The sequence below is a fragment of the Archangium sp. genome, from assembly GCF_057119385.1.
The window spans coordinates 24,782-51,675 of record NZ_DBNGVP010000143.1 but is presented as its reverse complement, the minus strand read 5'-3'; the positions used below and the strand labels follow the sequence as shown (position 1 = coordinate 51,675).

Genomic DNA, 26,894 nt, shown 5'->3' with positions numbered 1-26,894 from the left:
GAGGCCAACATCCTGGTGCACCAGCGCACGGGCCGTGCGGTGCTGGTGGACTTCGGTGCGGGCTACCACGAGGGAGACCCCACGCTGACGAAGGGGATGTTTCCCCCGGGCACGCTGCCCTACCGCGCGCCGGAGGCGTGGGCCTATGGCCGTGCACACGCGGGCGAGCCGGGCGCGCACTACCGGGCGGGGCCAGGAGATGACCTGTACGCGGTGGGCGTGGTGCTCTACCGGCTGCTGACGGGCCGCTTTCCCTTCCGGCCCGCCGAGCACGGGGGCGAGGACGTGGAGGCGGTGCTGCACCAGCCGCCCCTGCCTCCGCACCTCGTCAACCCGAACGTGCCCCGGGCGGTGGAGGACGTGTGCCTGCGGCTGCTGGCCAAGACGCCCGAGGCGCGCTACCCGGGCGCGGTGGCACTGCACGCGGCGCTGGAGGAGGTGAGGGCCCGCACGGACGTGGACTGGAAGCAGGTGCTGCACCCGGAGCGGCGGCGCCCGGTGAAGCCCTGGGGACGCTGGGGCCGGCTGTTGGCGGCGGTGGGCGTGGGGTTGGCCGTGGCGGTGGGGGCGTGGTGGCTCACCCCTGGCCAGGAAATGGCGCCGGGAGGGCCCGCGCCGGAACCTATGCGGGCCGTGGCCGCGCCTCCCGCCGAGGCGCCCCGAAAGGACAGTGCTCCCGTGAAGCAACCGCAGCAGACAACCCCCGGCCCCCAGCCCGAAGCCGCCCCCAAGCGCCGGGGAGCGGCCGTGCGCCATGCGTGTCTTGGCCTCACTGGCGCCGCCTTGCAGGCCTGCATGGGCGCCCCGCAGCAGGTGCCGTCCGAGCGCCCCGCCCCGCCGCCCCAGTCCTGCCCCGCCGGGGCCTTGGAGACCATGAAAGGCACGCTCGGCTTCAGCCTGGGAGAAATGAAGACCGTGCAATGGAGCGACGTACGCGGCAGGCCCGTGCGCGTGGACGAGAACACCCCCGTGTACCTGTTCGGTCACTGGATGGCGGGAGCCGATCTCCATGGCTATGGCGGACGCTTCGCGCTGCCGGACAACACCCGGGTCTCCGGGCGGCTCTACGTCAAGGAGGGGCGGGTGTACGGCCGCTTCACCGAGGCGCGCACGCCCAACGGGGTGACGTACCCGGTGTGCCTGGAGTTGCTGGACAGCAGTGACAAGGTTGGCATCGAGCTTGAGCCCGGCAGCGCTCCAGGGAAGATGATGGTGAGCCCCATTGCGGTGGTGCGGGTGGTGGACCGCTTCAAGTAGGGGCGTCCGCGAAGTGGGACGGCGGTGGGCCGGACACCACCGGGCAGGAGGTATGGTAGAGCCCCACTTCCGCGGTCCTGTCCACGTCCTCGGGAGACCCCCGTCCATGCCCGTGCTGTCCTCCGCTGCCCTGTTGCGACTCGTGTTGCTCGCTGCCCCCCTGGACGCCCCGGCACTGTCCGCGCCATCTGGCTGTGTGTCGGAGACGAGCCACCTGGAGCTGACGGGAGACACGCAGGGTGAGGTGCACGCGGTGTGCATCCACCCGGGGCTCTCCACCAGCTTCCTCTTCGACACGAAAGTGGGGCGCGTGGAACTGGCCGGGCGGGAGCGTTTCCAGGTGATGGAGGGGGAGACGGGGCTGGCGCTCGTGCCCACGCGGGCGCTCACGCAGGCAGATCGCGTGCCCATGGCGGTCTCCTTCCAGGACGGCGCGGCTCCGACAAGCGTCCACTTCCTCCTGGTGGTGCACCACTCCGAGGCCGCGCGGCAGGTGGAGGTGACACGCCAGCCACGCCCGCCCGCCTCCCGCAGCGAGGGCGAGCAGCAGGCGCGGGCGGAAGCTCGACAGTGCCGGGAGGACAAGGCGCGACTGGAGGCGCGGTGCAGTGGGCAGGTGGGGCTGCTGGGGCTCCTGGCGCAGGGGCTGCTGGGTGCGGACGGTATCGACAGCAAGGACATCGGCAAGAGCGTCACCTCGCTCCCGGGCAACACGCTCACCAGCAGCAAGGCACGCAGCTACCGCTCCGCCACCGCACGCATGGAGGACGGGCGAAAGGTGGTGCGGCTGGCCGCTGAATTGGAGTTGAAGAACAACGGGAACACCCCCTGGACGCTGGCGGGGGCGGTGCTGGTGGGGCCCGAGGGGGTGGAGTGGAAGGTGCTCGGCGTGTGGCAGCGGGAGCCCCTTGTCCCGGGGACGCCAGGCCGCATCGGGGTGGAGGTGGAGATGACGGTGGAGGAGGCGCGCGGCAGCTTCACCCTGAAACTGTGGAGCCAGGAGGCGGGCGGCGGAAGTGAGTCCTTCGATGGCGTGACGTTCCCGTAGCTCGGCCGAGCGCCCGCTCCAGTTCAACACGCGCTCAAGGTCGTCGCGGAGTACATGAAGGAGCACGGTATTCCGGACAACTCGTGCGCGAGCTCTCCGCGCATCTCCCGAATGGCTGGCCGGCCGTGCTGGATGAAGCCAATCGCTTCGATGTCGCTCATGCACTCGCCCGTTGGAGTACCTACACCCCGGAAACCCATGAGAAGCGCGTCGAGCAGGTCGGCGATGCGCTCCTGGCCTCGCCACCGCCGCATGGCTGGCGCCCGCCCGGCCCGGATGACGAGTTGCTCCTTGCCCTGCTGCCCGACGAGGAAGCCTGAGCTTTACCCCTGGAGTGGAGCCGCTCGTGCCCTTCCACCCTATTTCTGGGGCCAGGGTCTGGGAGAGGGGGGAGAACGCCCTGGGTCGGGCCCGTGTCCTGCCCAATCCCGTTTCGGCCCGTACCCGCCGTTGGCACGGCGCGGGAAACCCGGCTAGATGCGTCCATGCGCTGGATCGCACCCGCCTCGAAGGACACCGCCACCGCCACGTTGGAGAAGCGGCTCTGGACCGCCGCCGACGAACTCCGTGCCAACAGTGGACTGACCGCCGCGCAGTACAGCCAGCCCGTGCTCGGGCTCATCTTCCTGCGCTTCGCCGATGCGAAGTTCGCCGCGCGCCGGACCGAGCTGGAGAAGAGCGCGACCGGGCGGCGCGGCTCTCGTGTCGATGACGCGGGGAGCTACCACGCGGCTGGAGTGCTCTTCCTCCCGCCCGAAGCCCGCTTCGGAGGTCTGCTGGAGTACCCCGAGGGTGGCAAGAACGGGAAATCCCTCGGTCAGGCCGTGGACGATGCGATGCGCGCCATCGAGCGTGAGAACCCGCAGCTCTCCGGCGTGCTTCCGAAGACCTATCAGGTGTTCAACGCGCGCATCCTGAAGGAGCTTCTGAAGACCTTCTCCACCATTCCCGTGGACCTCGAGGGCGACACCTTCGGGAAGATCTACGAGTACTTCCTCGCCGAGTTCGCCATGACCGAGGGCCAGGGCGGTGGCGAGTTCTACACGCCGACGGCGATCGTCCGGCTCCTGGTGGAGCTCCTGGAACCGTTCCAGGGGCGGGTGCTGGACCCCGCGTGTGGCTCTGGAGGCATGTTCGTGCAGAGCGCGCGCTTCGTCGCCGAGCACAAGAAGAATGGCGGAAGCGGGCTCTCCATCCATGGTGTCGAGAAGGTGGATGACACCGGTCGCCTCTGCCGCATGAACCTCGCGGTGCACGGGCTCGAGGGGGACATCCGGCACGGTGGCGAGATCAACAGCTACTACGACGACCCGCACAACCTCGTCGGGCGTTTCGACTTCGTGCTCGCCAACCCGCCCTTCAACGTCAACAACGTGGACAAGGAGCGCATCCGCGACGCGGTGGGCTCAGGCCGCCGGTTCCCGTTCGGTATTCCAAAGCCGGACAATGCGAACTACCTCTGGATCCAGCTCTTCTATGCCGCGTTGAGTGCAACCGGGCGGGCGGGATTCGTGATGGCGAACTCGGCGTCCGATGCGCGCACGTCGGAGTTGGAGCTTCGGAAACAACTCATTGAGGCCCGTGCCGTGGACGTGATGGTCTCAGTCGGCTCGAACATGTTCTACACGGTCACCTTGCCGTGCACGCTGTGGTTCCTCGATCGTGGCAAGCCGAAGGACCGGCGAGACAAGGTGCTCTTCCTCGACGCGCGGCACATATATCGGCAAATCGACCGTGCGCACCGTGACTGGACCGAGGGGCAGATTGGCCTCATCGCGAACGTGGTGCGCCTCTATCGCGGCGAGGATGTGGACCTCAACTATGGCGGCGATGCGGCGAGCGAGAAACTCCGCGAAATCTTCGGCAAGAAGCCGAAGTACGCGGACGTACCCGGGTTCTGCAAGGTCGCGAGCATCAACGACATCGAAGCGCAGGGATGGAGCCTCAATCCCGGACGCTATGTTGGCGTCGCTCCGGGCGAGGAAGTGAGTGATGAAGACTTCAAGGCGCAGTTCGAGACGCTGACCGAAGAGTTTGAGACGCTCACCGCTGAGGCGAGGAAGTTGGAGAAGACAATATCGAAGAACGCTGCGGAGATCGTGGGGACATGAAGGAAGCTGCTTGGCAGAAGGTGCCGTTCGGCGAGTGCGTCACGCTTTTTTCTGGAGGCACCCCCAGCAAAACTCGAAACGAGTACTGGGGAGGGAGCATCCCGTGGGTATCTTCGAAGGACCTCAAGCGCGAGCGCATCTACACGACAGATGATCTTCTGACGCAGGAAGGTGTCGAAAACGGTACGCGTATGGTGCCGACGGGCACGGTACTCTTTGTCGTTCGAAGCATGGTTCTCGCCAATCGTTTTCCCGTGTCGATCGCGATGCGGCCAGTGGCATTCAACCAAGACATCAAGGCCGTTGCATGTCGCGAGTTCGTGTTACCCCTCTTCATCTATTATTGGCTGCGCGCGAACGAGTACGAGATCCTTGGGCGCGTCGACGAAGCCGCGCACGGAACCAAGCGACTCCAAATCGATCGTCTCGCTGCGATGCTCGTTAACATCCCGCCGCTGAAAGTTCAGCGACACATCGCGGACATCCTCTCGGCGTACGACGACCTCATTGAGAATTGCGAGCAGCGCATCCGTGTGCTCGATGGGATGGCGCGAGTCCTGTTCCGTGAGTGGTTCGTGCTCTTCCGCTTCCCCGGCCACGAAAAGACGCCGCTCGTTGAATCGCCAATCGGGCGGATTCCGAAGGGATGGCGAGTCGAACGCGCTGGCGGGATCGCTTGTGAAAATCGCCGAGGCGTTCCGAAAGGTACCTTGGAAGATGGGCCAACCCGCTACGTCGGGCTCGAGCACATTCCCCGGCGCTCTCTTGCGCTCGATGCGTGGGATGAGACTGCGGAACTCGGGTCTAACAAGCTACGGTTCGAGCCCGGCGAGGTTCTTTTCGGGAAGATCCGGCCATACTTTCACAAGGTGAGCGTGGCTCCTTTCTCAGGTGTCTGTTCGGCCGATACGTTCGTCATCTCGGCAAAGGCCCCGTATCTCCGTGCGTTCACGACTTGCCTTGTTTCGAGCGACGAGTTCGTGGCGCATGCGAGCGCAACTGCCAATGGTGCGAAGATGCCGCGTGCCAATTGGGATGTGATGATGAACTTCCCAGTAGCCCTCCCACCACCAGCGCTTCTTGAATCGTTCTCTGCGCTTGTGGAACCGTGGCTCGCCTGCAATCACTCCCTTGTCTTCCGGGTTCACAACCTCCGTAGGACGCGCGATCTGCTCCTCCCTCGCCTCCTCTCCGGCCAACTGTACGTGGAGGATGCTGCATGACCTCGCATCCCTACTCCGAAAAGGCGCTAGTCGAAAGCGCGACGCTGGAAGTGCTCGCATCGCTCGGCTGGACTACTGTCTCCGCAGCGGAGGAGACCTTCGGCTCCAACGGGACGTTCGGCCGCGAGTCGCCGCGCGAAATGGCGCTCATCTCCCAGCTTCGTGCCGCGCTCGTCAGGCTCAACCCGGGGACTCCCGTTGCCGCCATCGACCTCGCGATCGACGAGTTGCTCCGCGAGCGCGTCGCGATGGGACTCGCCGCCGCCAACCGCGAGGTGCATCGGCTGCTCACCGAGGGCGTGAAGGTCACGGTGAAGGACGAGCGCACCGGCCAGGACGAGCCGCGCACGCTGCGGGTGATCGACTGGGAGCAGAAGGACCCCGCTGGGAACGACTTCCTCGCCGTCTCGCAGCTCTCGCTCAAGGGGCCGCTCTACACCTGCATCCCCGACGTGGTGCTCTTCGTGAACGGCCTGCCCTGGGCCGTCATCGAGCTGAAGCGCCCAGGCATCCCGGTGCGGCAGGCGTTCGACGAGAACCTCACGAGCTACAAGCATCCGCAGAACGGTGTGCCGCAGCTCTTCGCCTTCAACGCGCTGCTCATCGCATCGAACGGTACCGAGGCCAAGGTCGGCTCGCTCACGGCGGATTGGGGCCGCTTCTTCGATTGGAAGCGCATCGAGAGCGAAGGCGAGCCGCGCCGCGTGTCGCTCGAGGTGTTGCTCCGAGGCACGTGTGACAAGCAACGGCTCCTCGACCTCGTGCGCAACTTCACGCTCTTCTCGGAGCACAAGGGCGGGCTCGCGAAAATTCTTGGGCAGAACCATCAATTCCTTGGAGTGAACAGCGCCATCCAGGCCACGCTCACCGCGCGCGAGGAGGGCCACGGGCGTGCGGGTGTCTTCTGGCAGACCCAGGGCTCGGGCAAGAGCTTCTCGATGGTCTTCTACGCGCAGAAGATCCTGCGCACGGTCCCGGGAAACTGGACCTTCGTGATCGTCACCGACCGCGTCGAGCTGGACGATCAGATCGCCAAGACGTTCGCGGCTTGCGGCGCGGTCGAGGACACGGCCAAGTCCCACGCCTCGAGTGGCGCGCATCTGCGGCAGTTGCTCGGAGAGAACCACCGCTACGTCTTCACGCTGATCCACAAGTTCCAGACGAGCGAGGAGCTCAACCCCCGGCGCGATGTGATCGTCATCGTCGACGAGGCGCACAGGTCGCAGTACGACCAGCTCGCGATGAACATGCGAGCGGCGCTGCCGAACGCGCTCTTCGTCGCGTTCACGGGCACGCCGCTCATCGCGGGCGAGGAGCGGACCCGCGAGGTCTTCGGCGACTACGTGAGCATCTACGACTTCCAGCAGTCGGTCGAGGATGGCGCGACGGTCCCGCTCTTCTACGAGAACCGCACACCGGAGCTGAGGCTCACGAACCCGGCGCTCAACGACGACATCTACGACGTCATCGACGACGCGAACCTCGACGAAGAGAGCGAGGCGCGTCTCCAGAAACTCCTCGGCCAGCGCTACCACCTGATCACACGGGACGACCGGCTCGACACGATCGCCAGGGACATCGTGCGGCACTTCCTGGGCCGTGGGTTCCACGGGAAGGCGATGGTCGTCTCGATCGACAAGGCCACAGCGCTGCGCACCTACGAGAAGGTCCAGCGCGAGTGGGAGGCCGAGAAGGAGCGCGTGAAGGCGGCGATCCGCTACGACCAGACGGAGGAGGAACGTGCTCCCCTTGTCGAACGGCTTCGCGGGCTCGAGACCGTGGACATGGCCGTGATCGTCTCTCCCGGGCAGAACGAGGTCGAGGAGATGAAGAAGCTCGGCCTGGACATCGTTCCGCACCGCAAGCGGATGGTGGAGTCCCAGCCGCCGCTCGACGAGAAATTCAAGGACCCGGACGACCGGCTCTCGCTGGTGTTCGTGTGCGCCATGTGGCTGACGGGGTTCGACGCACCGAGTTGCAGCACGGTCTACCTGGACAAGCCGATGCGTAACCACACGCTGATGCAGACCATCGCGCGCGCGAACCGTGTCTACCCGGGCAAGCACAGTGGCGTCATCGTGGACTACGCCAACGTCTTCGAGTCGCTGGAGAAGGCTCTCGCCATCTACGGCACAGGGGGCGGCACGCGCACGCCCGTGCGTGACAAGGACACGCTCGTGGACGAGCTGCGCACGGTTCTCTCGGAGCTCGACGGATTCTGCACCTCGGCCGGGGTGAAGCTCGCCGCCATCGAGGCGAGTACGAAAGCGCTCGACCGGCTCACGCTGGTGGGCGAGGCGGCGAACACGCTGCTGGCGCCGGACGCGCGCCGCAAGGCGTATCTCGCGCAGGCCCGTCTGGCCGAGCGGCTCTACGCCGCCATCAAGCCACACAAGCGAGCCTCCGAATTCGCCGTCCGCATGGCGACCGTGACCGCGCTCTCCGAGCGGATCCGGGAGGTGACCGCGCCCGAGAAGGCCGACCTCAGCGGGGTGCTGATGCGCATCGGCGAGGTACTCGACCAGTCGGTAGAGGGCGTGGAGATGGTGAAGGATGGCCCGCCCGCGATCGACCTCTCGCGCATCGACTTCAAGGCGCTCGCCGCGAGGTTCAAGGGCTCGAAGACGAAGAACCTGGACCTCGAGCGCCTCAAGGCGGCGATCCGTGCCCAGCTCGACCGGCTCATCGCCGCCAACGAGACCCGCGTGGACTTCCGCGAGAAGTTCGAGACGCTCATCGAGGCCTACAACGCGGGCTCGACGCAGATCGAGCAGCTCTTCCTGGAACTGCTGGAGCTGAGCCGTGCACTCACCGACGAGGAAGCCCGGCACGTGCGCGAGCAGCTCTCAGAGGAGGAACTCGTGGTGCTCGACCTGCTCACCCGCCCTGGCCCCGAGCTGTCGGCAGAGGAGCGCAACGAGGTGAAAAAGGTTGCCCGCCACCTCCTCGCGAGGCTCCGCGGCATCCTCACGGTGGACTGGCAGAAGACCGCCCAGTCCCGCGCCCGCGTGCGCAACGCCATCGAGGATGCGCTCGACGAAGGACTCCCCCGCGTTTACACGCCGGACGTCTTCAAGGCGAAGGCGGGAGCCGTCTTCCAACACGTCTACGAGCGCTACGGGCGGGCCGCGTAGGCGCCGGCCCGGCGCCCGTGCTGGACTGGACGAATGTGAACGGATCCTCCTGCGTGCCGTTGCCTGTAGACAGGGCAGTCGCAGGTAGGATGCGGGCATGCACTCGTCCAGATGGGTGGCGCTGATATGCCTCTGCTTCGCTGGATGCGCTGGTGGCCACCGGCAACTGCAGCAGTCCGTGGGACCGGGACCAGGGCCGGGCTGTGCGAGCACGCTGGATTGTTTATGCAAGAACGGCGTGAAAGCGGCCTGCGAGCAACTGGGAGCGACGCCCAAGACGCCCAAGGTGCCCGAGAAGCCCAAGCCTCCAAGACCACCGGGTCCCGGGCCTGTTCCACCGCTCGACACGGAGCAGGCGTCCACCAAGAGCGAATCGCACGAGGCGGATGAGGACACAAAGCAACGCTGTACCGACTACTACGAAAGGTGTGTGGAGGCGGGTGGCGACAGTCAGCCGGGGCGCGTCTACGACCAATCCATCTGTGGAAGCTGCATGGCGTATTGCGTTTCCAATGGCTTCTGGCCAGAGGCCATCTACACCTGGAACGGAGTGCGGGTGCCATGCCCCGGAAGCTGACGAAGGCTGAGCAGGAGAGGTCGCTACGATGGGGACAAGAGCGGGATCGTCTCTTCCTCTCGCTGCGAGACGCATCCGCCGCTGAGAAAATCCGGGCATACAAGCAGTTCGAGAGGCGCCGTCTCAAGGAGGCACACTCCGCCTTGGAGCAGCGGGAAGTCCGGAGACGGGTCGCCGAGGACCTCATCATGGCGACCAGTGATGGACCCTGGCGCTTGTTTTCGCCGTACCTGCGGCGGTTGGAACGACTCGGCTACTCCACAATGGACCGCCAGCTCTTGGCATGTGTCCTGTCGGCCAAGGCCTCCAAGGGCTCTCGTGCCGGGAGGCGCAAGGCGGCAGACCTCATCGCCGACGTCGAGCGGCGGACTCGTGGCCGGAAGTATCATCCAGCACTGCGGGAGGAGATCAACAGGGCGCTGGCGCGGGCCCGGAGCTTCGCGGGCCTCGACACTGGAACAAGTGGGGCAGAGAGTAAGAAGGAGGAGAGAGGCAGGCGCCGTTAGAGGATGAATGTGAGCAAACAGGCCGCGGGCGAATTCACCCTCATCGACCTCTTCCTCTCCCACTTCCCCAGGGCGCGAGTGCCCGTGGGCCCGGGCGACGACTGCGCCGTGCTCTCCCCCTCGAAGGGAGCGCAGTGCATCACCACGGACGCGGTGGTGGAGGACGTGCACTTCAAGCGGGCCTGGTTCTCCCCCGAGGACATCGGCCACAAGGCGCTGGCGGTGAACCTGTCGGACCTCGCGTCGATGGGCGCGATCCCCCGCTGGTTCGTCTGCGCGCTCGCCTTGCCCCGGGACTTCCCGCGCCGGGACCTGACCGGCATCGCGAGGGGCATGAGCGCACTCGCCCGCGAGCACGCCATCGCGCTGGTGGGCGGCAACTTCACCTCGGCGCGCGAGCTCTCCATCACCATCACCGCCGCGGGTGAGCTCCTTCCGGGCACCGCGCCCATCACCCGCGCGGGAGGCCGGCCCGGGGACGTGCTCTACATCTCGGGCACACTCGGAGACGCGCGGCTGGGCCTCCAGCAACTGCTGTCCGGCGCGCGCCGCTCCGCGCCCATCCTCCGCCAGAAGCGCCCGATACCGAGGGTGGCGCTGGGCCGGCTCGCCGCGCGCTTCGCCTCGGCGGGGCTGGACATCTCCGATGGCCTCGCGCAGGACCTCGGGCACCTGTGCACCGCCTCGCGCGTGAGCGCCGAGCTGGAGCTCGAGCGCCTGCCCCTCTCCCGGGCCGTCCGTGCCTCCCTGGGCACCGAGGGAGCACTCGCGGGCGGCGAGGACTACGAGCTGCTCCTCGCCGTCCCACCTGAGCGCACCCCCGCCTTCGAACAGGCCTGTCTCCGAGTGAAGGAGCCTGTCACACGCATCGGCCGGCTCACCCGGGGCGGAGCGGGACACATCCGTGACGCATCCGGGCGGAGCCTGCGCCTGCAAGCTGGCTTCGACCACTTCCGGGGGGGCGGGCGGATTGACCGTTCCGGACGAGAGGGCTAAACCCGTACACCGCTGTCGCTGTCCCCCGGAAAAGCGAAACCGTGCGCCGCCCTCTCCGCGACGATCCATCCCCAGGCCTCACTCCCCGCCGTGATCCCGTGCAGCGGCTGCTCCGTACCGTCGAGCAGCCCGGCACCGGGGGACACGAGGTCTCCCTGCAGCTGAAGATCCTCACCGGCTACTTGATGATGGGCTGCGTGCTGACGGCGGCGCTCCTCATCTCCGAGACGCTGCTGGACTTCTACTGGCGCATCGGCATGGCGCTGGGCCTCACGCTCGGGCTGGCGTTGATCCTCCCGCGCTACCTGGCCCGCGTGACGCGCGTGCGCGTGCTGTCGCGCTCGGCCTTCGAGATCTCCCAGGGCGATCTCTCCAAGCCGCTCGTCGTCGAGCCGCCGCGCGCCCTGCGCCGTGATGAGATCGACGAGCTGGCCATGGCCATCCGCCGCATGCAGGAGAACCTGCGCGAGCTGGTGGGCAAGATTCAAGACACCGCCAAGAGCGTGGCCGACACCGCCAAGGACCTGCAGGGCTCGGCCGAGAACGTCAACGCGACCAACGAAGAGGTGGGCTTGTCCATGGACAAGATCGCCCAGGGCGCCGAGACGCAGTCGCAGCTCGTCGGCAAGACGTCCAAGGTGATTACGGAGATGGCCGGCAGCATCCAGCGCACCGCGGCCAGCGCCGAGGACGCCGCCCGCACCGCCGCCGAGACGAGCAGCGCCGCCGAGAACGGCAGCAAGGCCGCGCTCCTGGCCGGCGAGAAGGTGAAGAAGGTCTTCAACCGGATTGAAGCCGCGAGCCAGCAGGTGTTCGCCTTCGGCGAGAAGACGCAGGAAATCTCGAAGATCGTCGACGCCATCACCCAGGTGGCGCAGCAGACGAACCTGCTGGCGCTCAACGCCACCATCGAGGCGGCGCGCGCGGGCGAGTACGGCCGCGGGTTCGCCGTGGTGGCCGACGAGGTGCGCAAGCTGGCCGAGAGCGCGGGCCGCTCCGCCGAGCAGATCTCCCGGCTGGCGCGCGACATCTCCGGCCAGTCCACCTCCGTGGTGAGCGCCATGAAGGAGGGCATCGAGGAGCTGGCCGAGGGCCGTGAGGACATCACCGGCATCGTCCGCTCCATGAGCGCCATCACCGACACCGTGCGCAAGGTGGCCGAGAAGGTGCACCTCATCTCCGAGAGCGCCCGCGAGCAGCTCAAGGGCAGCCAGGAGATGGTCAACGCCACCGAGGAGATCTCCCTGGTGGCCCGCAACAACGCCGCCTCCACCGAGGCCATCCAGGCCGTCATCCAGGATCAGACGGACGCCATGGTGCGGATGACTTCGCTGGCCAGCGAGCTGACCAACCTCTCCATCGAGCTGCAGAGCGTGGTGCGCAGCTTCCGCCTGAACGCCTGAGTGTCCGCCAGCCGGAAACCTTTTCTCCACGAATTTCCCCGAACCCCTGGCTTGCTGATAGAAAGTCGGCTCTGTGCGGCACGTCATCTTCCGGGTGGAGAAGGAGCGCTACGGGCTCCCGCTGGCGGCGGTGAAGGAAGTGGTGGTGCCTCCGGAGCGCTTCACGCGGGTGCCCCGGGCGCCATCGGCGGTGACGGGGGTGATGAACCTGCGCGGGCGGGTGGTGACGGTGGTGGAGCTGCGCCAGTTGTTGGGCCTGCCGGATGGGCCCACCCCACCGGGCCGGGTGGTGTTGTTGGAGCGGGGACGGCGGGATATCGGCCTGTTGGTGACGGATGTGGATGGAATCGAGGCGGTGGAGCGGGTGAGCGCCGCTCCGGGCAAGTCGGTACCGGCGGTGCGAGGCGTGGCTCGCTTGCGGGGCATGGCGGTGACGGTGTTGGATCCAGAGGGACTGGATTCCGCGGTGGTTGGACTCTTCACCGCGACTCAACAGAAGTGAGTAGCCGCCTGAAATGGGCGGATGGTAGTGTCCGCGGCCCTCTCGGGGCCTTTCGCGGAGGCGGAGCTGCACATGGCTAAGCGGGTGCTGGTCGTCGACGATGCCATCTTCATGCGCAACATGATCAAGGACATCTTCGCGTCCGGCGGCTTCGAGGTCGTCGGAGAGGCGGCCAACGGACTGGAGGCCGTGGAGAAGTACAAGGATCTGAAGCCGGATCTCACCACGATGGACATCGTCATGCCGTTCAAGAGCGGCATCGAGGCCACGCGGGAGATCATCAAGTATGACGCCAACGCGGTCGTCATCATGTGCTCGGCGCTGGGCCAGGAGAGCCTGGTGATGGAGGCCATCGAGGCGGGCGCCTCGGACTTCATCGTGAAGCCGTTCCGGGCCGAGGACGTGCTGGCCGTCGTGAAGAAGGTATTGGGCGAGGGCTAGCGCCCCGTCCCGGAGAGCTGTCGTGCGCCACCGAGGCCGGACATGACGATGGACATGTCCCGCTACCTCGGCCTGTTCCTGACCGAGGCGAGCGAGCACCTGGAGGGGCTGGGCAGGGATCTCGTGCAGCTGGAGCGCGAGGGGGCCCCCGCCGTGGTGGACTCCATGTTCCGCCACGCCCACTCGGTGAAGGGCATGGCCTCGTCCATGGGCTTCGAGTCCATCGCCGTGGTGGCCCACCGCGTGGAAGACCTGGTGGACGCCATCCGCCAGGATCCCACCAAGCTGGAGCGCTCGCTGGTGGACCTGCTGCTGTCGGCCACCGACAAGATGCTCGACCAGGTGCGGGCCGTGGCGGAGAGCAGGCCGACGGATGACGCCTCGGCCCTGCTCGGCCAGCTCGCGGACAAGGTGTGCCTCGTCACCGGCCGCACGCCCAGCGCCACGCGGGTCATCCATCAGGCGAGGCCCCTTTCGCCCCCGCCCGCCGCGCCCGCTCCGTTCACCGCCGCCGCGCGCGTGCTCCCCGAGGCCGTCGAGGCCCCGCCGCCGCCACCTCCTGCCGCGGAGCCTCCCCCGGCACCCGAGCCCGCCGCCGAGGCCCGGGTGGCCGCCGTGCTCCCTCCGCCCGAGGAGGGGGCCGCGAAGACGGCGAAGCGCTGGGCGGTCCGGCTGCGCATCGCCCCCACCTGCCAGACGCCGGGCGTGCGCGCCTTCCTGGTGCACAAGCGGCTCACGGGCCTGGGCACCCTGCACGGCCTGCAGCCCCCGCTGGAGGACCTGAAGGCCGGCCGCATCCCCGAGGGCCACATCCAGGTGGAGCTGGAGACGGCCGAGGGCGAGGAGGGCATCCGCAAGGCGCTGCGCAACGTGGCGGAGGTGGAGCTCGTCTCGCTCAAGCCGGCCGTGGTGGCGCCGCCGCCCCTGCCCGCTCCCGCCCCCTCGCAGGCCGAGGCCCCGCGCGCTCCCACCGGCGCGGACGCGACGGCGCGCACGGTGCGCGTGCGCACGGAGCTGCTGGACTACTTCCTCGACACCGTGGGCGAGCTGCTGCTGGCCACCGCGCGCCTGCGCGAGCTGGGCAAGGTGCTGCCGGAGAATTCGCGCCCCCCCATCGAGGAGGGCGTCTACCGGCTGCACACGCTGGTGAAGGACCTGCACGACAAGGTGATGAGCGCGCGCATGACGCCGCTGTCGCTCATCACCGACCGGCTGCCCCGCGCCGCCCGCGACATCGCCCGGCGCCGCGAGCGCGAGGTGGACCTGGTCATCACCGGCGCGGAGATCGAGCTGGACCGGGCCATCCTCGACGAGCTGGCGGATCCGCTGCTGCACCTGCTGCGCAACTGCATCGACCACGGCCTGGAGACGCCGGAGGAGCGCGTGGCGGCGGGCAAGGGCGCGCGCGGCCGCGTGCTGGTGTCGGTGCGCCGCGGGCGCGACCGCGTCGTGGTGGAGATGGAGGACGACGGCCGCGGCATGAACGCGGCGAAGCTGAAGGCGGCGGCGGTGGCTCGCGGCGCCCTCAGCGCGGAGGCCGCGGCGCGGATGACGGACCGCGAGGCCTTCATGCTCGCGTGCCTGCCGGGCGTGTCCACCGCCCAGGACGTGTCGGAGATCTCCGGCCGCGGCGTGGGCATGGACGCGGTGAAGCGCGTGGTGGAGAACGTGGGCGGGACGCTCGAAATCGAGAGCGAGCTGGGGCGCGGGACGCGCTTCACGCTACGGCTGCCGCTGACGGTGGCGGTGGTGCACCTGCTGCTGGTGGCCGTGGGCGACGAGGTGTTCGGCCTGCCCATCGCCAAGGTGGTGGGCGCCATGGAAGCGGACAGCGAGAAGCTGGAGCGCAGCCGGGAGATGCCGCTGCTGCCGCACGGGCAGGGGCTGCTGCCCGTGTACGGACTGGATGAGCTGACCGGCGTCCAGGCGCCGCCGCGCAAGGGCGTCCGGCCCTTCGTGGTGATGGAAGGGGACGCGGGACGGGTCGCGCTCGCGGTGGACCGATTGGTGGGGCAGGAAGAGGCGGTGCTCAAACCGCTGTCCCGGCCCCTGGACTTGCTGCCGGGCCTCTCGGGAGTGACCATCCTGGGAAGTGGCCGCCCGGTCTTCATCCTGGACGTGCCGAGGTTACTGTCCGCGTGAGCCCTTCTCCGAGCGACATTCAGCTGGACGCCCTGCGCGAGGTGGCCAACATCGGCTGCGGGCACGCCGTCAACGCGCTCGCGCGGCTGGTGGGGGGCCGCACGGTGAACCTGTCCGTGCCCCGCGCCGTGCTGGCCTCCGCCGCGGACGTGGCCGAGCTGCTGGGCGGCGCCGAGGCCCCCGTGGTGGCGGCGAAGCTGGGCATGGAGGGCCAACTGCGCGGCGTGCTGCTGCTGGTGCTGCCCCGCGAGGACAGCGCCGCCCTGGAGGCCCTGCTGCTGCGGCGCCAGGACGCGCCGGCCGAGGAGCGCGAGAGCGCGCTGTCGGAAGCGGCCAACATCGTGGCCAGCGCGTGCCTGTCCGCCATCGGGACGCTGACGGGCTGGCGGCTGCTGCCCACCGTGCCGGAGCTGGTGCGCGGCCCGGCGGGCCTGGTGGTGTCGCGCGCGGTGACGGAGGCGCAGGGCGGCGATCGCATGGTGGTGCTGGAGACGCGCTTCTCCGCCGTGGGCGCGCCCTCCGTGTCCGGCCAGGTGCTGCTGGTGCTCGAGCGCGACAGCTCCAGGGCGCTGCTCACCCGCCTCGGCGTGTAGGGCGGCCGGGCAGCCGTTCCTCCCGCGTTTGCTTGCCGCCCCCGGCGGCCCTCTCCACCTTCCACCCTGGGGCGCCCCTTCGTGCGCCCCGAGGGGGCAGGCGGGCATGAGGCGAATCGTCTGGGGCGCCCTGGTGGGCGCGGTGGTGCTGGCGGGGTGCAGGACGGACAGCACCGTGGCGATGCGGCGCGGCTCGGGCGCCGAGGGCTCCGTCGCGAAGAATCCCTCCTCGCTCGAGCGCGGCTTCACCCTGAAGGGCACCGTCACCGGTGAGTACTCGGACGTGCTCGTCATCGAGGACAAGTGGGGCCGGCCCCGCTACCTGCGCATCACGGAGCAGACGCGCTACTACCAGGAGGGCAAGCAGATTGGCCGCGAGTACCTGGCCCCCGGCTCCACCGTGCGCGCCTCCTTCGCCAACAACGACACCGAGATGATTGCCCGTGAAATCATCGTCGTGGAGGACGTGGGCAAGGCCGACCCCCTCCAGCTCCCGGACCGCACCAACACCACCCCGTATTGACACGGTGCGCCGTAATCCGGTGGCATCTGCGCCGTCATGCGCGCGTGACAGGACGGTGCGTGCAGGCACGCGCGCTTCACGTGAAAAGAGACAGGGCAACTTCGTGGATTCACGGGGGTCTGGTGACATCCGGAGTGGGGAGGTTCACTTTCGAAAGCGGGTGTGGAAAAGTCCCGCGCAATGGTTGATTCGTCGCCTCGTCGCCCCCGGACCAGACGCGCGAACATTCGTCACCCACTCGCCTCTTCCCTGTTGCTCTTCCCGCTGGCGCTCGCGGGCTGCGCTCACCCGCAGCCGCCGGCCCCCCGGGAGACCACCTCGGAGGTGAGCACGAGCGCGTCCGCTCCGGCCGCGCCCGAGGTGGCCGCGCCCGCTGCTGCTCCCGCGCCCGCCGCGGTGGCCCCTCCCGCCGCGCCCGCACGCCGCTGGGCCGACGAGGTCCTCTACTTCGTCGTGCTGGACCGCTTCGCCGACGGCGACGCCGCCAACAACCTCAAGGTGGACAAGAAGGCCCCGGGCGCCTTCCACGGCGGTGACTTCAAGGGCCTGCGCGAGCAGCTCGACGAGCTGTCCTCCCTGGGCGTGACGGCGCTGTGGATCACCCCGGTGGTGAAGAACATCGACGGCTTCGTCACCGGCGCCGGCTTCCCGGACTGGGGCTACCACGGCTACTGGGCGGATGACTTCACCCAGCTCGACCCGCGCTTCGGCACCGAGCAGGACTTCAAGGCGCTGGTGGACGCGTGCCACGAGCGCGGCATCCGCGTGCTGCTGGACGTGGTCTACAACCACCCCGGCTACAACTCGCGCTACCTCAAGGCCCCCGAGACGAAGGGCTGGCTGCGCTCGGAGGAGAAGGGCACCTGCGGCCAGGATGATCTGACCAGCTGCGTGTCCGGCCTGCCCGACTTCAAGACGGAGCAGCCCGAGGTGGCGAAGTACCTGCTCGACGCGCAGATTGCCTGGGGCAAGCGCTCGGGCGTGGACGGCTTCCGCCTGGACACGGTGAAGCACGTGGACCACCCCTTCTGGCAGGAGCACCGCCGCCGCACCCGCGAGGAGCTGGGCAAGGACTTCTTCCTGCTCGGCGAGGTGTGGGGCGGGGACCGCGAGTCGTTGGATCCCTGGTTCGTCAACGACGAGATGGATGCCGGCTTCGACTTCGGCTTCCAGGGCAACGCGCTCGCGTGGGCGCTGGGGCGCGGCCGCACCGTGGCCTTCGATGCCTACCTGCGCTCGCGGCACAAGGTGCGCAAGGGCTACCACCTGTCGCACTTCCTGTCCTCGCACGACGTGCCCGGCCTGCTCTTCCAGCTGAAGGGCGACACGTCACGCTTCCGGCTCGCGGCGGCGCTGCAGCTCACCACCTCCGGTATCCCCGTCATCTACTACGGCGAGGAGGTGGGCCGTCCCGGCGGTGACTGGCCCGCCAACCGCGGCGACATGCCCTGGGGCTCGCGCGCCGTGCAGCCCGGCTCGGGTCTGCCTCGCGACGAGGCCCTGCGCGCCTTCTACCAGAAGCTCATCACCGTGCGCCGGGCCCACCCCGCGCTCTCCCGTGGCACCCACAAGGGGCTCGCCACCGACGGTGATGTCTACACCTTCCTCCGCCACGACGCGGAGTCGGGTGACGCGGTGGTGGTGGCGGTGAACCGCGGTGAGAAGAAGGCGTCCGCTTCCTTCCCCTGGCCCGAGGCCTGGAGCGGTGCGGACGCGGAAGATCTGCTCGACGGGAGCCGCCTCACGGCTGCTCCGACGATGGACGTCACCGTCGAGCCGCTGTCCGTTCGCATCCTGGGACGGGCACGATGAACTGGATGCAATCCCGAGTGGGGAGAGCCTGAGATGGCCGGAGTCGTTTTCAAGAATGTCGCCAAGCGGTACGGAGACGTGTCCGTCATCGAGGGGTTGAACCTCGATATCCGCGACCACGAGTTCATGGTGCTGGTGGGCCCCTCGGGCTGTGGCAAGTCCACCGCGCTGCGGATGATCGCCGGCCTGGAGGAGATCACCGGCGGCAACCTCTCCATCGGTGAGCGCGTCGTCAACGAGCTCCCGCCCAAGGACCGCGACGTCGCGATGGTCTTCCAGAACTATGCGCTCTACCCGCATATGACCATCCGGGAGAACCTCGAGTTCGGCCTGAAGATTCGCAAGACGCCCAAGCCGGAGATGGACCGGCTGGTCAACGAGGCCGCCGAGGTGCTCGGCATCACCCACCTGCTGGAGCGCAAGCCCAAGCAGCTCTCCGGTGGCCAGCGTCAGCGCGTGGCGCTCGGCCGCGCCATCGTGCGCAAGCCGGCGGTGTTCCTCTTCGACGAGCCCCTCTCCAACCTCGACGCCAAGCTGCGCGTGCAGATGCGCTCGGAGATCAAGAAGCTCCAGCAGCGCCTGGGCGTCACCTCGGTCTACGTGACGCACGACCAGATCGAGGCCATGACGATGGGCCACCGCATCGCGGTGATGCGGGACGGCAAGCTGCAGCAGCTCGGCACCCCGCTCGAGGTGTACGAGCGCCCGGCCAACGTCTTCGTGGCCCAGTTCATCGGCTCGCCCCCCATGAGCTTCACCTCCTCCACGCTCTCGGCCAACGGCGAGGGGCTCGAGGGCGATGGCTTCAAGCTGCCCGTTCCCCAGGCCCTGCGCGCGGTGACGGCGGGCAAGGGCGGCCGCAAGCTCAAGGTCGGCATCCGCCCGGACAACGTCCTCGCGTCCTCGGCCAATGCTCGCGGTGAGACGGCTTCCCTGGAGGTGAGGGTGGATCTCGTGGAGCCGCTCGGCAACGAGGTCATCGTCCACTCCCGGCTGGCCGAGAACTCGCTGGTCTTCCGGCTCCCGCCCCAGCACACTCCGGAGACCGGTGCGAAGATGGCGGTGGCCATCGAGCTGGAGTCGCTGCACCTCTTCGACGCCGAAACCGAGCAACGTCTGTCCGTCTAGTCCGAGTCCCTCCCTCAGGAGCTCCCCGACATGAAGAACCTGCGACTGATGATCGCGGCCATGGCTCTGTCCGCCCTCGGCCTGCTGTCCACGCCCGCCTCCGCCCAGCCCAAGGAGATCGTCCTGTGGCACGGCTACCGCGCCGAGGAGAAGGCGGCGCTGGAGAAGGTGATCAAGCAGTTCAACGACGCCCACAAGGACATCCAGGTGAAGACCCTGGCCGTCCCGTATGACGCCTACGCGGACAAGATCTCCGCCACGGTGCCGCGCGGCAAGGGCCCCGACCTCTTCATCTTCGCCCAGGACCGTCTGGGCGGGTGGATCGAGGCCGGCAACACGGTGGAGCCCATCGACTTCTACCTGGATGACGCCGTCCGCAAGCGCTTCATCCCCACCACCCTGGAGGCGATGACCTACCGCGGCACCGTCTACGGCCTGCCGCTCAACTACAAGGTCGTCACGCTCATCTACAACAAGAAGCTGGTGCCCACCCCGCCCAAGACGAGCGGCGAGCTGGTGGCCACGGCCAAGAAGCTCACCGACAAGAAGGCGGGCCGCTTCGGTCTGGCCTACTCGTACGGCGACTTCTACTACCACTCGGCGCTGATGAACGGCTTCGGCGGTGGTGTGTTCGGCCCGGGCACCACGCCCACGCTCAACTCGCCCGCCAACGTGAAGTCCGTGGAGCTGATGATGAAGTGGGCGGAGAAGGACGGCATCCTTCCCGCCGAGCCCTCCAGCGCCCTCATCACCTCGCTCTTCAACGATGGCAAGGCGGCCATGGTGTTCTCCGGCCCCTGGTTCCTCGGGGAGATCGCCAAGGGCGTGGACTACGGCCTGGCCCCGCTGCCCACGCTCGACGAGGCCGGTGGCAAGCCCATGCGTCCGTGGATGACGGTGGAGGGCGTGTACGTCTCCGCTCCGTCGCAGAACAAGGACGCCGCCTTCGAGGTGGCGAAGTTCCTCACCGACGCCGCCGCCGCCAAGGTGCTCGCGCTGGAGGGCCGCCAGAGCCCCGCCAATCAGACCGTGTACTCGGACCCCAAGGTCGCTGGCGACGCGCAGCTCAAGGCGTTCCGCGACCAGGTCGAGGTGGCGGTGCCGATGCCCAACGTGCCGGAGATGACGATGGTCTGGTCGCCGGCCACCTCGGCGATGAACGGCATCCTCAAGAAGGCTTCCACCCCCAAGGCCGCCCTCGACGTGGCCCAGAAGGCCGTGGCCAAGGACGTGGCCGGCCTGCGCAAGAAGTGAGGCACTGAGTGACCACGACGGCCCCACAGCGTTCCGGCGGTGAATCCGCCGCCTCCGCGCCCTCCGAGCGCGGTGCCACCGAACCCCTTCACAGCGCGGGCACTCCCCCCGGAGATGCCCGGGGAAATGCACCGCGCCGCGTGCGGGTGCTCGTGGGGCTGTCCCTCGCCCTCGGCCTGTCGCTCGTGCTCGCCCAGGGCCTGTTGGCCAAGGCCCTGGAGACCGTTGCCACCGAGCGCGCGGACCGCCAGGCCTTCATCTCCCTCCGTGCGCTGGAGGACCTGGTCCAGCGCGCGGGAGGGAAGGGTGATTCCGTTCGCGCCGTGGTGTCCGCCTGGCAGCAGCAGCTCCCGGCGGGCAGCGCGGTGCGGGTCATCGCCTTCTCGGGCATCCAGCTCGAGGCCTCCACCTTCTCCGAGGACAAGGACGATCGCGCGGCGCCGCGCCGGCTGTCGCGCGAGGAGAAGCCCCTCTATGACCGCGGCCAGCGGCTGCGCGCCGCGGTGGAGACCAACCGCGAGGAGGGCTCCGCGCGCAAGCTGGAGGTGGAAGCCGAGGCGCTGCCCAACGGCGGCCGTCAGCTGAGCGCTCCGGTGGAGGTGGACGGCGCGGTGGTGGGCCTGGTGGAGCTGGCCACGCCCCCGCTGAAGGAGCCGCTCTACCCCAGCAAGGGCGCGCTGGCGCTGTGGCTGCTGCTGCCGCTGGCGCTGTGCGCGGGTGCTTCCTTCGCCGTACGCAAGCAGGGCCTGCTCGTCATCGCCTCGGTGGTGGCGCTCGCGGTGGGCGTGGGCGGTTACGCCTCGTACTCGCTGGGCATGCTGGACGCCCAGGTGCGCGAGACGCAGACGCTCGTGGCCGGTCAGCTGCGCGCCATGTCCGAGCGCGCCCAGGCGGTGATGGCCGAGCGTCAGCTCGCCACCGAGCTGGCGCTGCAGCCCGGCAACTGGGACGCCGACCCGTACCGCCGTCCGCTCGGGCTCGTGACGCCCGCGGGCGCGGTGAACGAGGCGGCGGTGGCGGCACGCGTGGCCGAGCTGCGCTCCGGCGCGGGCCGGGCCCTGGGGGGCCTGGGCACGCTGGCGCTCGCCGTGCTGCTCTTCATCGGCATGGGCGGCCTGGCCCGCACGGTGGAGACGGTGGTGGAGAACCGCACCGCGTACGCCTACATCGCCCCGGCGATGGTGGGCATGGTGGTGCTCGTCTTCTTCCCGTTCTTCTACGGCATCACCCTGTCCTTCACCGACTCCAACCTCTACAACACGGGGCAGTCGCTCACGGACATCTGGGTGGGCCTGCGCAACTACGCGGAGATTCTGGGCGACTTCAGCATCGCCAAGAGGGCGCAGGACGGCTCCATCGTCTTCAACTACCTCAACTTCTACTACACGCTCTTCTTCACCGTGGTGTGGACGGTCACCAACGTCACCATCGGCGTAACGGTGGGCCTGGTGCTCGCCCTCATCCTCAACGTGCAGGGGCTGGCGCTGCGCCCGGTGTACCGCGTGCTCCTCATCCTGCCGTGGGCCATGCCCAACTACATCACCGCCCTCATCTGGAAGGGCATGTTCCACCAGCAGTTCGGCGTGGTGAACCATGTCATCCGCATGTTCGGCGGCCAGGGGCTCGCCTGGTACGACACCCCCGTCAGCTCCTTCCTCACCGTGCTCGCCACCAACGGCTGGTTGAGCTTCCCCTTCATGATGGTGGTGTCGCTCGGCGCGCTCACCTCCATCCCCGCCGAGCTCTATGAGGCCGCTCGCGTGGACGGCGCCTCGCGCTGGCAGCAGTTCACCGCCATCACCCTGCCCGCGCTCAAGCCCGCGCTCGTCCCGGCCATCATCCTGTCGGTGGTGTGGACCTTCAACCAGTTCAACGTCATCTTCCTGGTGACCGAGGGCGAGCCGAGCAACTCGACCGAAATCCTCGTCACCCAGGCGTACAAGTACGCCTTCCAGCGCTACCGCTACGGCTACGCGGCGGCGTACTCCACCGTCATCTTCGGCATCCTGCTGCTCTACAGCGTGGTGCAGAACCGCATGTCCCGCGCCACGGAGGCCGCCTGATGTTCTCGCGCCGCGAAGGGGTTCCCCACTGGCCGCTGCATGTGCTGCTGGTGCTCTTCACCCTCTTCACCCTCTACCCCATCCTCTGGGTCATCACGATTGCCCTCTCGGGCAAGCAGAGCCTGGCCATCACCACGCTCCCCGAGGCGCCGTCGATGATGGACCGCGTCCGCGCCGTCACGCCGTGGCCGGAGACGCTGTCCTTCTCCAACTTCACCTCGGTGATGACGGATCAGCCCTTCGCCCAGTGGATGCTCAACAGCGCCATCATCGCGCTGGGCACCACCGTGGTGGGCGTCTTCCTGGCGTGCACCGCCGCCTACGCCTTCAGCCGCTTCAAGTTCACCGGCCAGCGCGCCGGCATGATGGCCTTCCTCGTGTCCCAGATGTTCCCGGGCACGCTGATGCTCATCCCCCTCTACATCATCCTCGTGCAGTGGCTGGGCCTGGGCAGCTCGCGCATCGGCCTCATCGTCGTCTACGCCACCACCTCCATCCCCTTCAGCGTGTGGATGCTCAAGGGCTACTTCGACACCATTCCCAAGGAGCTCGAGGAGGCCGCCGTCATGGAGGGCGCCTCGGCGGGGAAGATCTTCTGGACCATCGTGCTGCCGCTGGCCAAGCCCGCGGTGGCCGTCACGGCGCTCTTCTCCTTCATGACGGCGTGGAACGAGTTCATCCTCGCCGCCACCTTCATGGACCAGGAGACCATGTACACGGCGCCCGTGGGCCTGCGCTTCTTCGTGGGCGGCTTCTCCCAGCAGTGGGGCTACTTCGCCGCCGGCTCCATCATCGTGTCCATCCCGGTGGTCGTCCTCTTCCTCTTCCTCCAGAAGTACCTCGTCTCCGGCCTCACCGCCGGCAGCGTCAAGGGTTAGTCCGCAGTCCCTTTCTCAAGGAGAAGTCGCAATGAAGACCTCGCGTTTCGCTGTTCTCTCCCTGGCCGCCGCGCTCCTGGGCGCCCCCGCGCTCGCCGCGGACAAGGTGTCCTTCAAGGATCCGACCGGCGACGACAACGGTCCGGGCACCTACAAGTACCCCACCGACACCGTGTACAAGCGCGGCTCGTTCGACCTGACGGACTTCACCTTCGAGAAGAAGGGCTCCAAGGCCGACGTCACCCTGGGCTTCAACACCACGCTCGAGGACCCCTGGAAGATGGGCTCGGGCTTCTCCGTGCAGATGGCCTTCATCTTCATCGACACGGACGGCAAGGAGGGCAGCGGCTCCACCGAGTCTCCTCCCGGCCTCAACGTGAAGTTCGCCCCCAACAACGGCTGGGAGAAGGTCATCATCATCTCCCCGCAGAACTCCGCCCGCGTGAAGGCCGAGGCGGGCAACAAGGCCGGCGCCCTCAAGGACAACATCATCGTCCCCACCCGCACCAAGGGCTCGGGCCGGAAGATCAACGCCACCGTGGACCTGGCGGGCCTCGAGGGAGACCCCTCGCAGTGGGGCTTCCAGGTGGTGGTGCAGTCCAACGAGGGCTTCCCCGCGGGCAATGATCTGCTCACCCGCAAGGTGAACGAGTTCGAGGGCCAGCACCGCTTCGGCGGCGGCAACGACAACGATTGTGATCCGCACGCCATCGACGTGCTCGCCGGTCAGGGCAAGGGCGATGCGTCCGAGGTGAAGGCCCAGCACGACATGCTCAGCTACGAGTGCGCCGAGGATGGCAGCTCGAAGAAGCCGGCCACGCTGACGATGGTGGGCGGCGCGGCGAAGCCGGAGGCGGCGGCCCAGGAGCAGAAGTAGTCCTTCCCAGATTCACGCATTCCTGCCGGAGGGTCGCGCGGACGGTGAAGAGCCGTCCGCGCCGGCAGCCGGGATGCCCCCGCGTCCCGGTTCGGCTGCAAAAGAGAGGGGTATCACCCATGAAGATGAAGTCCCTGCGGAAGGGCGCAGTCGCCCTCACCGCCGCTGCCACCCTGCTGCCCGCTTCCGCCTCGCTCGCCCAGGAGGCCCCCAAGCTCCAGATTGGCGGTACCACCTACACCAAGTGGCTGTACGGCAACTCGCGCCAGCAGGGCGCGATGTTCAACTTCACCACCATCCCGGGTGAGGGCTCGGGCGAGAACGGTATCGGCACCGAGCTCGAGCTGCTGCTCAACGCGCGCCTCTCCAGCGCCGTCGAGGTGCGGGGCCGCATCCACAGCCGCTTCAGCCAGAACTTCTGGTCGAACTTCGGTGGCTTTGGCGGCAACCCCAAAGGCCCCTGCGTCAACGGCGACTGCGGTGAGTTCGACGTGCGCTCCAACCAGTACATCAAGCTGCGCGGCCTCGCCGTCACCCTGACGCCGGGCTACCTCGTCGACTCTGCCACCATCGGCGCCAACGACTTCGGCCAGTTCGATCCCTTCGTCGTGGGCCGCATCCGCTACATCGACCGCGACAACGCCTACGGCGTGCTCGTGCAGGGCTCGGCGCTCGAGCGCAAGCTGACGTACGACGTGGCCGGCATCTCGCTGCCCCGCCTCTGGGCCGGCCCCAACTACAGCACGGGCGCCTTCCACACCACGGACGCCTCCTACGTCTTCCAGGGCAAGTACACCTTCAACGACATGTTCGACGTGGGTGGCATCTTCCAGTACGCCATCGACAACGAGCTGAACGCCGGGGACAACAACCTGGACAACGGCCGGGACCTCTACCCGCGCTTCCGCAACGGCGTGGGCGGCCTGAAGGCCGGCTTCCACATGGGCTCCGTGCTGGACGTGCGCGGCTCCTTCTACCGCTCGTACATGCACGCGGAGGAGACGAACCGCTTCGGGGACAAGCCGGACAACAACCCCGCCTTCGTGCACAAGAGCTTCGGCCTCAACGGCTACTCGCCGACGATGGCGGGCAAGCACGAGGACAACACCTGGAAGGTGGACGTCACGCTGAATGATCCGCTGGAGATCGGCCTGTCGCTCAACGCGCAGGCGTTCAGCATCGGCGCGGACTACATGTCCATCATGGCCGCCCGCCGTGAGTCGGACGTGCTGCTCACCGAGGGTCACGACGCCACCTTCGCCTTCCCCGGCCCCAACAACGCCAAGTACGGCGTCTTCGCGGGCAACCCCTCCGTCATCGGCTACGGCGGCTGGACGAACGAGACGCAGCAGCTGGCCACCATCAACGTGGACAACGAGTTCACGGACTTCGACGAGCCCATGGCCGAGACGGCCATCGGCTGGAAGGGCCTGACGTTCAACCCGGTGTACAGCAACGGCGCGCTGGACATCGCCGGTGAGTACTCCTTCATCACCTACAACCAGAACTGGCAGGCCTGGGGTGATGACACCCGCGCCCTGGACAACACCCGCTACCCGGGCACCGAGCTGGACTCGGGCGTGCTGCACAACTTCCGCAGCGCCTACCAGCCCTTCCAGGAGAAGCAGACGCACATCCTGGTGGCCAAGGCCCGCTACGTGCTCGACCTGGGCCGCGGCGTGGACGTGTTCGGCAAGGTCAAGTACATCCACGACACCGACAAGCGCCTGAACGACAAGAAGTACCTGCCCTACCAGGACGGGGACTGCCCGGGCGGCGGCGTGGCCTGCGCCGGCAACAAGCGCTACTACGGCACGGACGCCAGCGGCAAGCAGCTGTCCACCGCGGACCTCTACGGCAACCCGAGCCTCGTGGCCGACGGCTCCGGCTACCAGTTCAAGCCGTTCGATGACATCTCCGACGACGACCGCGTGCTGAACTACACCAGCTTCAACCTCGGCGCCGGCTACCAGCTGACGGACGACCTGTACGCCTCGCTGAGCTACACCCGGTTCATGGCGGACCTGCAGGACGGCAACACGGCCTTCCAGTCCTACAACCTGCACCAGATGGTGTCGGGCCAGCACGACAAGAACCTGGTGTCCCTGAAGGCCAAGTACATCCTGGCCGGTGTGGAGTTCGGTCTCGAGGGCCAGTACCTCTTCGGTACCTTCACGCCGGACTACGGCACGGGCTTCGTGGCCCAGGCGGCCGACGAGAAGATCTCCAAGGACCATGGCGTGGAGGTGGGCTCCCTGGGCTTCACCAACCGCTACGGCGGCTGGAACCCGCTGGGGACGCGCTCCTTCGAGCACATGCGTCTCAAGGCGTTCATGAAGGCGCAGTTCTAACCGTTTTCAAGGCAGTCTGAGGGGGGCCCGGCGCGCGGTGACGCCCGCCGGGCCCCTCGCTTTTTCCCGCTCCGA

20 protein-coding genes and 1 pseudogene are annotated in these 26,894 nt (G+C 67.9%); all 21 read left to right on the top strand.

The window, feature by feature from the left end; genetic code table 11:
- On the top strand, nt 1-1,257 hold a 1,257-nt coding region (locus AC16DP_RS34325), incomplete at its 5' end, for a serine/threonine protein kinase (RefSeq protein ID WP_483956930.1).
- A gap of 106 nt (nt 1,258-1,363) precedes the next feature.
- A complete protein-coding gene (locus AC16DP_RS34320; protein WP_329727946.1) occupies nt 1,364-2,305 on the top strand; it encodes a DUF2381 family protein in 942 nt (313 codons plus the stop codon).
- An 80-nt stretch (nt 2,306-2,385) separates the two neighbouring features.
- Nucleotides 2,386-2,625: pseudogene (locus AC16DP_RS34315) on the top strand (NUDIX hydrolase); the annotation flags it as partial.
- 210 nt (nt 2,626-2,835) lie between these two features.
- Nucleotides 2,836-4,416 (top strand): type I restriction-modification system subunit M, encoded by a 1,581-nt coding sequence (locus AC16DP_RS34310; protein ID WP_483956929.1) that lies wholly within the window; start codon nt 2,836-2,838, stop codon nt 4,414-4,416.
- Nucleotides 4,413-5,639 (top strand): restriction endonuclease subunit S, encoded by a 1,227-nt coding sequence (locus tag AC16DP_RS34305; RefSeq protein ID WP_329727944.1) that lies wholly within the window; start codon nt 4,413-4,415, stop codon nt 5,637-5,639. The genes AC16DP_RS34310 and AC16DP_RS34305 overlap by 4 nt, the downstream gene beginning before the upstream one ends.
- Complete coding sequence (locus tag AC16DP_RS34300; RefSeq protein ID WP_329727943.1) at nt 5,636-8,773, top strand: type I restriction endonuclease subunit R; 3,138 nt, start codon at nt 5,636-5,638, stop codon at nt 8,771-8,773. The genes AC16DP_RS34305 and AC16DP_RS34300 overlap by 4 nt, the downstream gene beginning before the upstream one ends.
- A 561-nt stretch (nt 8,774-9,334) precedes the next feature.
- Nucleotides 9,335-9,856 carry a hypothetical protein gene (locus tag AC16DP_RS34295; RefSeq protein ID WP_329727942.1) on the top strand — a complete coding sequence of 174 codons (522 nt, stop codon included), beginning with the start codon at nt 9,335-9,337 and terminating at the stop codon, nt 9,854-9,856.
- 9 nt (nt 9,857-9,865) lie between these two features.
- Nucleotides 9,866-10,852 carry a thiamine-phosphate kinase gene (gene thiL, locus AC16DP_RS34290; protein ID WP_329727941.1) on the top strand — a complete coding sequence of 329 codons (987 nt, stop codon included), beginning with the start codon at nt 9,866-9,868 and terminating at the stop codon, nt 10,850-10,852.
- A 98-nt stretch (nt 10,853-10,950) separates the two neighbouring features.
- The gene (locus AC16DP_RS34285) at nt 10,951-12,255 is read left to right on the top strand and encodes a methyl-accepting chemotaxis protein (RefSeq protein ID WP_414640699.1); all 1,305 of its coding nucleotides are present in this window, start codon (nt 10,951-10,953) and stop codon (nt 12,253-12,255) included.
- Between the two features lie 73 nt (nt 12,256-12,328).
- A complete protein-coding gene (locus AC16DP_RS34280) occupies nt 12,329-12,757 on the top strand; it encodes a chemotaxis protein CheW (RefSeq protein WP_329727939.1) in 429 nt (142 codons plus the stop codon).
- Nucleotides 12,758-12,829: 72 nt separating this feature from the next.
- Nucleotides 12,830-13,198, top strand: a complete 369-nt coding sequence (locus tag AC16DP_RS34275) for a response regulator (RefSeq protein ID WP_043412942.1) — start codon at nt 12,830-12,832, stop codon at nt 13,196-13,198.
- A 42-nt stretch (nt 13,199-13,240) separates the two neighbouring features.
- Entirely contained in the window at nt 13,241-15,340 is a 2,100-nt protein-coding gene (locus AC16DP_RS34270) for a chemotaxis protein CheA (RefSeq protein ID WP_329727938.1), read from the top strand.
- Nucleotides 15,337-15,933, top strand: a complete 597-nt coding sequence (locus tag AC16DP_RS34265; RefSeq protein ID WP_329727937.1) for a chemotaxis protein CheC — start codon at nt 15,337-15,339, stop codon at nt 15,931-15,933. Before AC16DP_RS34270 ends, AC16DP_RS34265 begins: the two co-directional genes overlap by 4 nt.
- Nucleotides 15,934-16,039: 106 nt before the next feature.
- Nucleotides 16,040-16,456: a hypothetical protein gene (locus AC16DP_RS34260; protein ID WP_329727936.1), complete on the top strand. Its 417-nt coding sequence runs from the start codon at nt 16,040-16,042 to the stop codon at nt 16,454-16,456.
- A 324-nt stretch (nt 16,457-16,780) separates the two neighbouring features.
- A complete protein-coding gene (locus AC16DP_RS34255) occupies nt 16,781-18,268 on the top strand; it encodes an alpha-amylase family glycosyl hydrolase (RefSeq protein ID WP_329727935.1) in 1,488 nt (495 codons plus the stop codon).
- A 33-nt stretch (nt 18,269-18,301) separates the two neighbouring features.
- Entirely contained in the window at nt 18,302-19,396 is a 1,095-nt protein-coding gene (locus tag AC16DP_RS34250) for an ABC transporter ATP-binding protein (protein WP_483956928.1), read from the top strand.
- A gap of 30 nt (nt 19,397-19,426) precedes the next feature.
- Nucleotides 19,427-20,650, top strand: a complete 1,224-nt coding sequence (locus tag AC16DP_RS34245; RefSeq protein ID WP_329733367.1) for an extracellular solute-binding protein — start codon at nt 19,427-19,429, stop codon at nt 20,648-20,650.
- A 140-nt stretch (nt 20,651-20,790) separates the two neighbouring features.
- Entirely contained in the window at nt 20,791-22,713 is a 1,923-nt protein-coding gene (locus AC16DP_RS34240) for a carbohydrate ABC transporter permease (protein WP_329733366.1), read from the top strand.
- A complete protein-coding gene (locus tag AC16DP_RS34235; RefSeq protein ID WP_329733365.1) occupies nt 22,713-23,591 on the top strand; it encodes a sugar ABC transporter permease in 879 nt (292 codons plus the stop codon). Before AC16DP_RS34240 ends, AC16DP_RS34235 begins: the two co-directional genes overlap by 1 nt.
- Before the next feature lie 31 nt (nt 23,592-23,622).
- Complete coding sequence (locus tag AC16DP_RS34230; protein WP_329733364.1) at nt 23,623-24,468, top strand: glucodextranase DOMON-like domain-containing protein; 846 nt, start codon at nt 23,623-23,625, stop codon at nt 24,466-24,468.
- A gap of 119 nt (nt 24,469-24,587) precedes the next feature.
- Nucleotides 24,588-26,819 carry a hypothetical protein gene (locus AC16DP_RS34225; RefSeq protein ID WP_329733363.1) on the top strand — a complete coding sequence of 744 codons (2,232 nt, stop codon included), beginning with the start codon at nt 24,588-24,590 and terminating at the stop codon, nt 26,817-26,819.
- The last annotated feature ends 75 nt before the right edge of the window (nt 26,820-26,894 follow it).

Bases quoted from the DNA above. Each gene is read 5' to 3' on its own strand.
- AC16DP_RS34270 (WP_329727938.1), top strand. From the start codon at position 13,241: ATGACGATGGACATGTCCCGCTACCTCGGCCTGTTCCTGACCGAGGCG.
- AC16DP_RS34275 (WP_043412942.1), top strand. From the start codon at position 12,830: ATGGCTAAGCGGGTGCTGGTCGTCGACGATGCCATCTTCATGCGCAAC.
- AC16DP_RS34245 (WP_329733367.1), top strand. From the start codon at position 19,427: ATGAAGAACCTGCGACTGATGATCGCGGCCATGGCTCTGTCCGCCCTC.
- AC16DP_RS34260 (WP_329727936.1), top strand. From the start codon at position 16,040: ATGAGGCGAATCGTCTGGGGCGCCCTGGTGGGCGCGGTGGTGCTGGCG.
- AC16DP_RS34320 (WP_329727946.1), top strand. From the start codon at position 1,364: ATGCCCGTGCTGTCCTCCGCTGCCCTGTTGCGACTCGTGTTGCTCGCT.
- AC16DP_RS34300 (WP_329727943.1), top strand. From the start codon at position 5,636: ATGACCTCGCATCCCTACTCCGAAAAGGCGCTAGTCGAAAGCGCGACG.
- AC16DP_RS34225 (WP_329733363.1), top strand. From the start codon at position 24,588: ATGAAGATGAAGTCCCTGCGGAAGGGCGCAGTCGCCCTCACCGCCGCT.
- AC16DP_RS34295 (WP_329727942.1), top strand. From the start codon at position 9,335: ATGCCCCGGAAGCTGACGAAGGCTGAGCAGGAGAGGTCGCTACGATGG.
- AC16DP_RS34305 (WP_329727944.1), top strand. From the start codon at position 4,413: ATGAAGGAAGCTGCTTGGCAGAAGGTGCCGTTCGGCGAGTGCGTCACG.
- AC16DP_RS34250 (WP_483956928.1), top strand. From the start codon at position 18,302: ATGGCCGGAGTCGTTTTCAAGAATGTCGCCAAGCGGTACGGAGACGTG.
- AC16DP_RS34235 (WP_329733365.1), top strand. From the start codon at position 22,713: ATGTTCTCGCGCCGCGAAGGGGTTCCCCACTGGCCGCTGCATGTGCTG.
- AC16DP_RS34230 (WP_329733364.1), top strand. From the start codon at position 23,623: ATGAAGACCTCGCGTTTCGCTGTTCTCTCCCTGGCCGCCGCGCTCCTG.